Origin of the sequence: Halorubrum rarum, from assembly GCF_048380895.1 — an archaeon.
Lineage (GTDB): Archaea > Halobacteriota > Halobacteria > Halobacteriales > Haloferacaceae > Halorubrum.
In genome coordinates this window covers 165,819-177,993 of sequence record NZ_JBLWMN010000004.1, presented here as the reverse complement: position 1 = coordinate 177,993, position 12,175 = coordinate 165,819, and the positions used below count along the sequence as shown (strand labels likewise).

The following is a 12,175-nucleotide window of genomic DNA, read 5'->3' as shown; positions in this document are numbered from 1 at the left end:
AACCAGTCGATACGACGGGACTGTGTCGCCGACGCGGTGACCGATCGAATCACTGCGAAGCGGTATCCGCCTCCCGATTCGGGGCGATCCGACGCTGACGCACAAGAGAGCTGCACGACCCGGTGAACTGGCGGTCGGGACGGGGCGAAAGCGACCGTATGGACGGGCGCGATCAGTACTGATCGGGAGCATGAACGCTGTGTGTGAACGGCGCTGTCGACCGGAGCGACACGAGGAAACCACAAGTGCTGCCGGCGTTCGCCGTAACCGTCTACGTTTGACGGTGACGAACGAACGACGTACGTGGGTGTTCATACGTCCATACATGAGTCGAGCACACTCTCGTCGGTCGGTGCTGAGCCTCGTCAGTGGCGGTGCGGTCGCGTCGGTGGCGGGCTGTCTCGGCGGTGACGGCGGAGAGACCGTCAGGATCTCCGGCGGTGTCGGCCCGCTTCCGATGGTCGAAGTCTGGGTCGATCAGTACGAAGAACGGAGCGACGCCACGTTCGATGTCTCCGGTGGCGGGACCGGCGTCGGCGTCTCCGACGTGCTCAACGACCAGGTCGACATCGCGATGATGGGGCGACAGCCGGAGCCGGAGGAGGAAGAACAGGGGCTGTTCGCGGTTCCGATGCTGATCGACACGGTCGTCGGCACGGTCAGCGTCGAGAACCCGGTCCTCGACGAGCTCCAGGCGGACGGCCTGTCCCGCGAGGACCTCGAAGCGGTGTTCACGAGAGAGGTCACGAACTGGGGCGAACTCGTCGACGCCGACGTCGACGAGGAGATCATCGTCTACGGGCGCTCGGACGCCTCCGCGGCGTACAAACAGTGGGGTGACTTCCTCGCCGGCGCGGACGAGGCGTACACACAAAACGACCTCCAGAGCGTCGCCGACGCGAACTACAACGGGGACCAGCCAGTCGCGGAGGCGGTCGCCAGCGAGCCGAACGCCATCTCGTTGAACAACATCAACTACGTGTACGATCTCTCGAGCGGGGAGTTGGAGGGTGACATCCGCCCCGTCCCCCTCGACCGCGACGGCACCGGCCTCTCCGCGGACGAGGACTTCTACGAGACGCGCGAGGAGTTCCTCGGGGCCGTCGAGGACGGCGACTACCCCGCCCCGCCGGCCCGCGAGATGTTCCTCGCTGCCGACGGCGACTTCGAGGAAACGGCGACGGAGTTCGTCGAGTACGTCCTCACGGAGGGCCAACAGTACGTCCGCGAGAACGGGTACGTCCCGCTGGAGGAAGACCGGCTCGACGAGGCGCTCGACGCGCTGTCCGGAGGCTCGTAGTCGGATGAGCGAGAACTCGATCGGGGGGAACCGGAGCGGTGGAACCGACTCGCCCGACGGGGCAGGGGACCGGCTCGGTCGGCGGCTCCGCCTCGAGCGGCTGAGCAGCTACTGGCTCGGCGGTGCGGGCCACTTCGCGATCGTTCTCTTCGTCACCATCGTCGCGGTGCTCACGTACCAGTCGCTCCCGATAGTGGCTGAGTATCCCCTCTCCGAGCTACTGCTGTCGTCGAACTGGGACCCGGCAGCGAACGAGTTCGGCTTTCTCCCCGCGATCGTCGGCACGGTCTACGTGACCGCGCTGTCGATGGTGATGGGCGTGCCGCTCGCGGTCCTCGTTGCGGTGTACATCGCGGAGTACGCGACCGGCCGGACGAAGACGCTCGTTTCGACGTTCATCGACGTGCTCGCGGCGATCCCCAGCGTGATATTCGGACTGGTCGCGCTCGTCGTCGTCGTCCCGTTCGTCGGGAACTATCTCGCGCCTGCGGTCGGGGCCGACGCGACGGGACTCGGAATTTTGACCGTTAGCCTCGTGATGGCGATCGTCGTCACCCCGTTCATGATCTCCCTCTCCGTCGAGTCGTTGGAGGCGCTCCCGGACGAGCTCCGTGAGTCGTCGCTCGGGATCGGCGCGACGAAGTGGGAGACGATCCGCTCCGTGTTGTTGCGGGCGGCGGGACCGGGGATCTTCTCCGCCGTCCTTCTCGGGTTCGGCCGTGTGTTCGGCGCGACCATCGTGCCCGCGATGCTGATCGGCGGCCAGACGCAGCTGCCGGATTCGGTGTTCTCGACCGGACAGACGCTTCCGACGCTGATCGTCAACGACTTCGGCGAGTTGATGTCGCTGCCGCTCACCCAGTCGGCGCTGATCTTCGTCGGGCTGATGCTCGTCGTGGTCGTCTGGCTGTTCAACTTCGGTGCGATGCTGATCCGCCGGCGTCTCCAGCGGAGGTGGCAGTACTGATGGATCGATACGCGAAACAGCGCGTCTTCGGCGTCGCGGTTCGGGCGGCGACCGCGGTCGTCCTCGCCGTGATGGCGATCGTGATCGCGGTGACGCTCGCACGCGGGGGGCGCGTCCTCCTTACGGACCCCACGATCGCCGTTACCCCGCCCGGGTCCCGATACATGCTGGAAGCGAACGGTGGGTTCCTCCACGCGATGCTCGGGAGCCTGTTGATCGTCGGGCCCGCGACGGTCGTCTCGATGGTCCTCGCCGTCTCGACGGCGACGTACCTCCAGAGCGACTACTCCAGCGAGCGCTTCTCGGACGCCGTGAACACGTTCCTGAACGTGTTGTGGGGCACGCCGCCGATCGTCTACGGCGTGTTCGTGTTGACGATCGTCATCGCGGTCGGGACGCGAACGAGCCTCCTGTTCGGAATCGTCGCCATCGCGCTATTCCAGTATCCGATCATGACCCGGTACACCGACGAGGCGTTGCGCTCCGCACCCGACGCGGTTCGAGAATCGACGTACGGTCTCGGGGCGACGCGCTTCGAGAGCGCGGTCATGACCGCTCGGGCAGCGCTGCCCGGCATCGTCGCCGGGCTGATCATGGGGTTCGCTCGCGGGGTCGGCGACGCCGCCACGGTGCTTTTCACCGCCGGGCGGAGCACGCGGATGCCCGGCGGACTGTTCGAGCCGGCGACGACGCTCCCCGTGTTGATCTTCGATCAGGCGACGTCGTTCAACGCCGAGGTCCGATCGCACGCGTACGCCGCGTCGTTCGTCCTCATCGTGGTCGTGTTGGGACTGATACTCGCATCGAAACTGCTCGCCGGATGCTACGCCCGGTTCGCCCCGGGCGGGAGACACTCATGAGCGACACCGTACTCGAAACCGAGAACCTGGCCGTAACGTACACCGGAGACCGCCGCGTCGACGCCGTGAAGGGTATCGACCTGTCCGTCCCGGAGAACCGTCTGACCGCCATCATCGGGCCGTCAGGATGTGGCAAATCGACGTTCCTCAAGGCGCTCGATCGACTGCATGACGTCCAGCCGAACGTGGAGGTCTCCGGCGAGGTGTATCTCCGCGGCGACCCCGTCTACGACACCGGCGAGCCCGCACCCGAGATCCGGCGTCGGATCGGCTACGTCCCGCAGGAACCGACGCCGCTCCCGCTGTCGATCCGCGAGAACGTCGCGTACGGGCTCCGCATCCACCGGCTCCACGACTCGAAAGCCGATCTGGACGCCCGCGTCGAGCGGTACCTCCGACAAGTGGACCTCTGGGACGAGGTGGCCGACCGACTGGACGCGCCAGCGGCGGAGCTCTCGACCGGGCAGATCCAACGGCTCTGTCTCGCTCGGTCGCTCGCGGTCGAGCCGGACGTCTTACTCTGTGACGAGGTGACCTCGGCGCTCGACCCCGTCTCCGCCGAGAACGTCGAGGAGACGCTCGCGGTGCTCGCCGAGGAGTACACCATCGTCATGGTGACACACAGCATGGATCAGGCCCGGCGGCTCGCTGACGAGGTCGTCTTCCTCTACCTGGGGGAGATCGTGGAGGCGAACGACGTACAATCGTTCTTCGAGAACCCTCGACACGAGCGCACGAAGCGGTTCGTCAGCGGTCCCGGAACGCCCGATACGCTCGGGTCGTCGGACGCGGGATCACCGGACAGTGGCGACACGAGCGGGAGTGCCGACGAAGCCGGCAGCGACATCAACGAAGCCGGCAGCGACGCGGTAGCGCCGAACACCTCCTGATCCACGACGGAGCCGGTCGTGCCGGAAACGGGCCAGCACCGGCTCGATAGCTCCGGACCGGGATCGTCCCGATAGCGCTGAACCCCCACGATTTATGTGAGCCCCCACGACCCCGAACGTATGCTCATCACCGGCGCGGAGCTGGCGGACGGACGCGTTCGTGACGTACGGGTGCGCGAGGGGACGATCGCCGCGGTCGACGAGGGACTCGATCCGGTCGCCGGCGAGCGAGCGGTCGACGCTCGCGGACGACACCTCCTGCCGGGTGCGATCGACGTTCACGTCCACTTCCGAGAGCCGGGCGGCAGCCACAAGGAGACGTGGGGGACCGGATCTCGGAGCGCGGCCGCGGGCGGCGTGACGACGGTCGTCGACCAGCCGAACACCTCGCCCCCGACGGTCGACGGCGCGGCGTTCGACGCCAAGGAGTCGATGGCCGCCGCGGCCTCGTACGTCGACTACGGGATCAACGGGGGCGTCACCGCCGACTGGGACCCCGAGACGCTGTTCGGCCGTCCGCTGTTCGCGCTCGGCGAGGTGTTCCTCGCGGACTCGACCGGCGACATGGGGATCGACGTCGATCTGTTCGAGACCGCGCTCGCCGAGGCCGCCGAGCGCGACGTCCCCGTCACGGTGCACGCGGAGGACGCCACCCTGTTCGACGACGCCGCGCTCGCCGGTGATCTGGGCGGGATCGGGACGGCGGCGACCGCCGACGCGTGGTCGGCGTATCGGACCGCCGAGGCGGAGGCGGCGGCCGTCGAGCGCGCGATCGCGGCCGGGGCCGAGAGCGCCGCGCGCGTCCACATCGCACACACATCGACGCCCGAGGGCATCGATGCGGTCGCCGACAGCGACGCCACCTGCGAGGTCACGCCACACCACCTGTTCCTCTCGCGGGAGAACACACAACGACTCGGCACGTTCGGGCGGATGAACCCGCCGCTCCGATCCGAGGAGCGACGGTCCGGCGTCTTCGAGCGGCTCCGCGACGGCGACGTCGACATCGTCGCGACCGACCACGCGCCCCACACCGTCGCGGAGAAGCGGCAGCCGCTCACGGACGCTCCGAGCGGCGTTCCGGGGGTCGAGACGATGTACCCGTTGCTGCTCGAATCCGTTCGGACCGGAGAGCTCTCGATCGAGCGCGTCCGTGACGTCGTCGCGACCAACCCGGCGTCGGTCTTCGGGCTCGATCGGAAGGGACGGATCGAGGAGGGTGCCGACGCGGACCTGGTGCTCGTCGATCTCACGAATCCGCGAGAGATCGAGGCGGGGGCGTTACACAGTCGGTGCGGCTGGACTCCGTTCGAGGGGTGGCAGGGCGTGTTCCCCGAACTCACCGTCGTGCGCGGCGAGGTCACCTACGAGCGCGATCCGGTCACCGGCGCGGAGTCGTTCGGCGAGCCGGCTGGGAAGAACGTTCGATCGAGCTGAAACGGACTCGGTCGGCCGCTCACGCGTTCCAGTCCTCGGCGTCCGTCGCGCTCAGTCGTTTCGTTGGGTGTAGCGTGCGAGCGCGGACTCGATCGACGCGAGCTGGGTCGTGACCCGGCTATCGGCGACCCGCATGAAGCCGGGCGTGTACGCGTCGGAATAGTCGAAGATCCGGTTGACGCCGCGCTTGGGCACCGACACCGCGCGGAACGACTCGACCGTGTACACCCGCGTGGCAGGGAACGCGGTCCAGAACGTACCGCTGACCCAGCGGTCGTCGTCCTCGAACGTCGTCCCGATCCGGCCCGTGGCGACGTACTCGTCGTCGTGGTAAAACAGGAGGAGGTCACCCTCGCTCATCCGCTCGAACGTCGACCCGCTGCCGCTGTCGTCGTCGACGGCCCAGAGGCGCGCCTCGTCGGCGTCTGCAAGCGGCTCCGGGCGCTCCGAGTAGTCCGTGAGATCGACCGGAGATCGGACGGTCTTCTCGAAGTTCTCGGGATCGATCGGGACGAGGAACACGTTCTCGCTCATTGATCACTCTTTCTGTCGGCAGGCTTTTAAAAGCGTCCGTTGCCGAGTCCGGCGACTGGAGCGGGGACGCGAGCGGTGTCACCGTGAACGGACTGCACCGTGATCGATCACTCGGGCGACGCGTACTCCTCGTGGATGCGGTCCATCCGGGCGGCCATCACGAAATCCGTCTTGTGGAGTCCATCGATCTTGTGGGTCCACAGCTCGACGCGGGCTTCTCCCCACGCGAGATGGAGGTCCGGATGGTGCCACTCCTCCTCGGCGAGCTCACCGACCTCGTAGGTGAACTCCAACGCGTCCCGGAAGTCCTCGAACGCGTACGTCCCCTCCAGATGGTGGTCGTCGACGACGGTCCACACGTCGTCGTCAAGCTCGTCGAGGTAGTCGGCGTACTCGGCCTCGGTCAGGGGCTCGTCCTCGGAGGTACACGCCTCGCACGGCTCGTCCGCGAGCGACTGTGACATGTGATATCGTTCGGGACGGAGCCGCTTATAACATCCTCCCGGCCCGGACTGCTGTGAGTGAGAGTTCGGATCGATATCCGTCGGCGAGAGATGTCAGTGAGAGAAACGTTCAATCTCCCTCGCGCCCTATATATGGGGGTTATGGAACGATACGTCGATGGGTTCGTGATCCCGGTACCGAACGATGCACTCGATGCGTACCGCGAAATGGCCGAGAAGGCCGGGGAGATCTGGATCAAACACGGTGCTCTCGAATACTTCGAAGGGGTGGGAGACGACATGGATCCCGACGTGGACGGGATGCCGATAGTGACGTTCCCGCAACTCGCGGAAACGGGAGACGACGAGACGGTGGTGTTCTCGTTCATCGCGTACGAGTCACGGGATCACCGCGACGAGGTAAACGCGAAAGTGATGGGAGACCCCGAGATGGATCCGGACGACTTCGATGGGGACATGCCCTTCGACACGGAGCGCATGTCGTACGGCGGTTTCCGTTCTATCGTCAGCTACGAAAACTGATTGCCGAGACGAGGAGCGAGGATCTCGACGGAGATAATTATAATATATTTTATCATTCCCGCAACAGATTATAACGATCGTTATGTATATATGTACTGGGTAGCTTAAAAGACCGGAGGGACGGGGGGACGGATCCGGTAGTCGAGATCGAACTCACCGTTCGGAATCCGGAGTATCCGTTCGGCGGCGTCTCCGAGCGCTCCGACCGACGTCGAGGTCGTCACCGTCACCGTGTTAAAAGGGCCATAGCGACCGCTGATCGAGCGCTCGCCTGAGTCGTCGGGAGACGCCGGCGTCGTCGCCCGCGTCGTTCCCCGTATCGTCCCCGGAGAGCTCCCAGCCGGCCTTCCCGGCGGCCTCGTTCGCGGTGAGGAACTCCCAGCCGACGTGGTTCGCCAGTCGTCGGTCCTCGGGCGAGGCACCGACGAACACGTAGCGGGGGGTGTTCGCGGCCGCACGGATCTCCGTCAGCGCCCGCCGCTTGTCACGCTCGCCGAGCGCGTAGTCGTTCCGGATCCCGTGATCGTCCACGAACGCCTCGACGGCCCCGACGTCGTTGTCGACGACGCCGACGTACCGGCTCCAGCGGCGAGCGTCCGCGACGACGCCCGCCGGATCGGCGAACGCTCTCGCCGCGTCGAGCGCGACGACGAGCGTCAACTCGCCGTCCCGGCCGTGTGGATCGGGAACGAGGATCACGGTCGGTCGGACCGACGTCGACGGGAGACATAAGCGCTGTGCCGCGCTTTATAAAGGCCACGTCCGTCCGGTCGGACACATGGAGTTCGAGACCACGTTCGGGACCGAACGGCCGGTGATCGGGATGGTGCACCTCCCGCCGCTCCCAGGCGCGCCGCGGGCGGACGACGACGGCGACCGGGCGATGAAGGGAGCGGTCGAGCGCGCGGTCGACGACGCAGCGGCGCTCGACCGCGGCGGCGTCGACGGGCTGATGATCGAGAACTTCGGAGACGTCCCCTTCTACCCTGACGACGTCCCGAAACACACGGTCGCGGCGATGACGCGCGCGGCGACCGCGGTCACGGAGGCGACGGATCTCCCCGTCGGGATCAACGTGCTTCGCACCGACGCCGACGCCGCGGTGAGCGTCGCGGCCGCGGTCGGGGCCGAGTTCGTTCGGGTCAACGTCCACACGGGGGCCCGAGTGACCGACCAGGGCGTCGTGGAGGGGCGAGCCCACCGGACGCTCCGACTCCGCGACCGCCTCGGCGTCGACGTCGGCGTGTTCGCGGACACCGACGTGAAACACTCCGCGCCGCTCGCGGCCGAGAATCACGCCGCGGCGTCGTTCGCGGACACCGTCGACCGCGGCCTCGCCGACGCGGTGATCGCCTCCGGACGCGGTACGGGGGAGCCCCTCGACGAGGCGGCGCTCCGCTCGATCGTCGACGAACGTGAGGAACACGGCCTCGACACGCCGATACTCGTCGGGAGCGGCGTTCGACCGGAGACGGTCGCGGACCACCTCCGACTCGCGGACGGCGTCATCGTCGGCACCGCGCTCAAACGGGGCGGCGAGACGACCGCTCCCGTCGACGGCGACCGCGTGACCGAACTGGTGGCCAGAGCCGACGACGCGCGGTAGCGACGGTCGGCGAGTCGGAGTCCAGCGTCGATGCGTCGACGCTCGCGGAACTTATAAGGAAACGACCGCGTTCAGCGTGATCCGGATCGCGCGCTCGACGTTGTTCTTCGCCTTCTCCGGCAGTTCACCGTCGGAGTCCGCGCCCTTTTGCGTGCCCTCGACGAGGTTGCCGTCGACGGTGCAGATCGCGCCGGCGCGCAGTCCCTTTCGGCGGGCAAGCGCGAACACCGTGGCGGCCTCCATCTCGATCGCGAGCAGGTTCGCGGCCTCCCAGTCGTCGACGAACTCGTCGCTCTCGTTGTAGAACGCGTCGTCGGAGACGATCGGTCCGACGTGGACGTCCTCGTCGTTGTCCTCGGCGGCGTCGACGAGCCCGGAGAGCACGTCGTAGTCCGGGACGGCGGGGTAGACGGCGGACTCGTAGCGCTTGCTCGTCCCCTCCTCTTTGGCCGCGCCCGTCGCGACGACCATGTCGCCGATCTCCATGCCCGCCTGGAGCGCGCCGCAGGTGCCACAGCGGACGAACGTCTCGACGCCGACGCGAGACAGTTCCTCGACGGCGATGGCCGCCGACGGGCAGCCGATGCCGGTCGAACAGATGGTCAGCTCGTCGCCCTCGTAGCTCGCGTTGACGACCTTGTACTCGCGGTTCTCGGCGACGACCTCGCTGTCGTCACAGAGGTCGGCGATCCGGTCGACGCGTCCCGGATCGCCGGGGATTATCGCGGTCTCGTGGACGTCGCCCTCCTCGATCAGCAGGTGCGGCTGTTTCGCCATGTACACGACTGCAGCCGCCGACCGCAAAAACCGACCGGTCCGGCACCACGGTCCGACTGTTCACATCGACGATCGGCCCGTTACATATCGACGATCGGCCCGTTGCATATCGACGATCGGCCCTTTTAGGTGGCGGGCGAGCGGGGTACGCGCATGAGCGACGACAACGACGTCTCCGAGCCGGGACTCGGCGCGGTACTGGCGGCAGCGATCGTCTCCTTTCTCGTGATCGTTCCGGTCGCGACGTACCTGCTAGGGTTCAACACGACGCAGGCGGTCCTGATAGGCGGGTTCTCCGCGCTGGTCGCAGCGTTCGCCGCCGTGAGGAGCGGCCGGCGGGCCGCGCAGGACTGACCTGTCGCCGATCGCGACAGCCGCCGGCGTGTGTTCGACGAACACGTGTCCGACGACGGGCGTCCGACGACACCGGACGTCGACACCGGGTGTCCGGCGACGCGCGTCCGACGACGTCGCGTATCACCCGTGAGCGGTGGTGCCGGATTTTATAAGCGTCCGCGTCGGAGAACGAGCAATGCGATTCAGCCACGACCGTCGGGGGCAGTCGGTCGTGATCGGGACGGTGATCCTGTTCGGCTTCCTGATCGTCGCGATGGCGGTGTATCAGGCGCAGGTGGTCCCGACGGAGAACGCGAACGTCGAGTTCGAGCACAGCCAGCAGGTGGAAGGCGATTTCGTCGATCTCCGGAACGCCCTCCTGAGTGCGGTGCAGACGGGGGACGGCCGTTCCACGTCCGTAACGCTCGGCACACGATATCCGCAACGGACGTTCTTCGTGAACCCACCCTCCGTGACCGGATCGGTCTCGACGACCGAGTCCCGCGAGCTGCGGGTCTCGAACGTCACCGTCGACGCCGAGGACAACGCCGCCTTCTACTGGGACGATAGGACGGGGGAAAACGACACGATCACCTTCGACACGCGATCGCTTCGGTACTCTCCGGAGTACAACGAGCTTCGGGACGGCCCCGACCTCGTGTACGAACACTCGCTCGTCGTCGGCGAGTTCGACGGGGCCGTGCTCGGACGCACCGGTCAGACCACGGTGAGCAGCGATCGGAACCGGATCCGGCTGACGGCGCTCGATGGTGACCTGTCGGAGTCCGCGATCGAGCGCCGGACCGTCGACCCGGTTCCGATCTCACAGAGCCGACGGTCCGTGGCGCTCAACTCGACCGGGGACGATCCGATCGTCCTCGAACTTCCGACCGACGTGTCGATGGAGAGGGCCGACGATCTCGAGAGCGAGTGGGAACGTCGACTCGGCGCGAACGCGGAGAGCGTCACGGTCGCCGACGGCGTGATCCGGATCGAGCTCGACGGCGGGGAGGGATACCGCCTGGACCTGGGGAAGGTCGGCGTCGGGACCGGGGCGACCGTTCCGAACGAGTCCGACGGCTACGTCGTCGCCGTCCCCTCGAACGACGACGCCGCGGTCGTGGAGGTCCGCGATCGCTTCAACAATCCCCTCCAGGGAGCCAACGTCTCCGTCTTCGTCGACGACGACCTCGAGACCACGCGCCGTACCGACGACGACGGGCGTGCCGAGTTCACGCCGGAGCGAAGCCCGAGAGTCGAGATGACGATCAACGACGGCGAAGCGCCGTGGGAGGGGGTCCTCTTCCGTGCGGGCACCGTCGGGAGCGGTGCCGGCGGCGACAACATCAACCCGAGCGGGGAGACGGACATCGTCCTGAACGACATCGGGCAACCCGGCAACGACGTCGTCGAGTTACAGTTCAAAAACGCCGGGGACGAGCCACGGGAGTTCCGGGAGGCCGAGTTTACCCTCTACTACCGCCCACAGGGGGCCACGCGGGAGACGTTCACCATAACGGGTCCCGGAGATCGCAACCAGGAGCTGAGTCTCCGTGGCGGCTTTCAGGACCTGGACGAGCCGTTCGAGATCCTGGCGGGTGCAACCAAAACGATGACGTTCCAGTTCCAGGATAACGTGGGCGGTGATCTCCTCGGCGTGAGCTTCCGTGACGACCTGAACCAGCAGTCCCTCTACCTCGCCGGCATCGAAGGCGATATCGAAGAGGGGGACGGAGGCGGTGAGAACGGCGGAGACGGTGGGGATGCGGGCGACATAGAGATGCGAGTTGACGACTTGACTCGCCTCGCGTCCGACGACCCGGAGTTCTACGTCTCCTACGACGTCGGCGTCGACTTCGACGAGATACAGATCTCCGCCGAGGACTCCCAAAACGAGTTCGGGGCGAGCGATCAAACGACCGCTACTGACGGGCGAAACGGCGTCACGCTCGAGCCGGGATACGATGCCGGTTCGGAGTTCGCGGTGACGGTGACGGCGACCGAGGGCGGCGAGGTGGTCGCCGAACGGACGATACTCACGGACGCCGACACGCAGAACCCGACCGAGAACGACGACCTCTCGCTGGGTACCAGCGCGACGCTCGACGCGTCCGACATCATCGACCGTACACAGACGGCCCAGGACAACGTGAGGTACCGGTTCGACTACGACGTGTCCGGGACGGGGTCGTTCTCCGAGACCCAACTCCACGTCGTCAACCGGAACGGAAACGGTGCGTCCGGATCGACGACGCTCACGCAGCGGAGCGTGAACAACGCCGACGTGGAACCCGGTAACGGAGCGAACACGGAGTACAAGCTCGCCATCCTCGTCGTCGACGCCGACGGTGCGGTCGTCGACGATCGGATCGTCGTCGACGTCGCGGACGGAACCGATCCCTGATCGGACGACCGGAGGGTCCAGTCCGCCTCGGTGCCGAACAACTCATCGACGATCGACGTAACTCTCTATCGACAGGCC

At 66.7% G+C, this 12,175-nt stretch carries 13 protein-coding genes; 9 read left to right on the top strand and 4 right to left on the bottom strand.

Annotated elements, in window-relative coordinates:
* The first annotated feature begins 325 nt into the window (after positions 1-325).
* The 5 genes from ACNSN7_RS04340 (at position 326) to ACNSN7_RS04320 (ending at position 5,454) form a co-directional block, all read left to right on the top strand.
* Complete coding sequence (locus tag ACNSN7_RS04340; RefSeq protein WP_418280935.1) at positions 326-1,300, top strand: PstS family phosphate ABC transporter substrate-binding protein; 975 nt, start codon at positions 326-328, stop codon at positions 1,298-1,300.
* Between the two features lie 4 nt (positions 1,301-1,304).
* Positions 1,305-2,267, top strand: coding sequence for a phosphate ABC transporter permease subunit PstC (gene pstC / locus ACNSN7_RS04335; protein WP_418280934.1), 963 nt, complete (start codon positions 1,305-1,307; stop codon positions 2,265-2,267).
* Complete coding sequence (locus ACNSN7_RS04330) at positions 2,267-3,127, top strand: PstA family ABC transporter permease (protein WP_418280932.1); 861 nt, start codon at positions 2,267-2,269, stop codon at positions 3,125-3,127. Before pstC ends, ACNSN7_RS04330 begins: the two co-directional genes overlap by 1 nt.
* Positions 3,124-4,017 (top strand): phosphate ABC transporter ATP-binding protein, encoded by an 894-nt coding sequence (locus tag ACNSN7_RS04325; protein ID WP_418280930.1) that lies wholly within the window; start codon positions 3,124-3,126, stop codon positions 4,015-4,017. Before ACNSN7_RS04330 ends, ACNSN7_RS04325 begins: the two co-directional genes overlap by 4 nt.
* Before the next feature lie 120 nt (positions 4,018-4,137).
* The gene (locus tag ACNSN7_RS04320; protein ID WP_418280928.1) at positions 4,138-5,454 is read left to right on the top strand and encodes a dihydroorotase; all 1,317 of its coding nucleotides are present in this window, start codon (positions 4,138-4,140) and stop codon (positions 5,452-5,454) included.
* A 51-nt stretch (positions 5,455-5,505) separates the two neighbouring features.
* Here ACNSN7_RS04320 and ACNSN7_RS04315 read toward each other — a convergent pair whose 3' ends face one another.
* A complete protein-coding gene (locus tag ACNSN7_RS04315; protein WP_418280927.1) occupies positions 5,506-5,988 on the bottom strand; it encodes a hypothetical protein in 483 nt (160 codons plus the stop codon).
* A gap of 107 nt (positions 5,989-6,095) precedes the next feature.
* Positions 6,096-6,452: a 4a-hydroxytetrahydrobiopterin dehydratase gene (locus tag ACNSN7_RS04310; protein ID WP_418280925.1), complete on the bottom strand. Its 357-nt coding sequence runs from the start codon at positions 6,450-6,452 to the stop codon at positions 6,096-6,098.
* A 141-nt stretch (positions 6,453-6,593) separates the two neighbouring features.
* On the opposite strand from ACNSN7_RS04310, the gene ACNSN7_RS04305 reads away from it, so the two are divergent.
* On the top strand, positions 6,594-6,974 hold the full coding sequence (locus tag ACNSN7_RS04305) for a DUF1428 domain-containing protein (RefSeq protein WP_418280923.1): 381 nt from the start codon (positions 6,594-6,596) through the stop codon (positions 6,972-6,974).
* A 234-nt stretch (positions 6,975-7,208) separates the two neighbouring features.
* Here ACNSN7_RS04305 and ACNSN7_RS04300 read toward each other — a convergent pair whose 3' ends face one another.
* Positions 7,209-7,673, bottom strand: a complete 465-nt coding sequence (locus ACNSN7_RS04300) for a DUF7124 domain-containing protein (protein WP_418280921.1) — start codon at positions 7,671-7,673, stop codon at positions 7,209-7,211.
* Positions 7,674-7,752: 79 nt separating this feature from the next.
* Here ACNSN7_RS04300 and ACNSN7_RS04295 point away from each other — a divergent pair, with 79 nt between their 5' ends.
* Positions 7,753-8,580: a BtpA/SgcQ family protein gene (locus ACNSN7_RS04295; protein ID WP_418280919.1), complete on the top strand. Its 828-nt coding sequence runs from the start codon at positions 7,753-7,755 to the stop codon at positions 8,578-8,580.
* Between the two features lie 51 nt (positions 8,581-8,631).
* Here the strand turns inward: ACNSN7_RS04295 and ACNSN7_RS04290 are convergent, their stop codons facing one another.
* Positions 8,632-9,357, bottom strand: a complete 726-nt coding sequence (locus tag ACNSN7_RS04290) for a guanosine phosphorylase (RefSeq protein WP_418280918.1) — start codon at positions 9,355-9,357, stop codon at positions 8,632-8,634.
* Between the two features lie 153 nt (positions 9,358-9,510).
* Here ACNSN7_RS04290 and ACNSN7_RS04285 point away from each other — a divergent pair, with 153 nt between their 5' ends.
* Positions 9,511-9,711, top strand: coding sequence for a hypothetical protein (locus ACNSN7_RS04285; protein WP_418280917.1), 201 nt, complete (start codon positions 9,511-9,513; stop codon positions 9,709-9,711).
* Positions 9,712-9,889: 178 nt separating this feature from the next.
* Entirely contained in the window at positions 9,890-12,097 is a 2,208-nt protein-coding gene (locus tag ACNSN7_RS04280) for a hypothetical protein (RefSeq protein ID WP_418280915.1), read from the top strand.
* Positions 12,098-12,175: the final 78 nt, after the last annotated feature.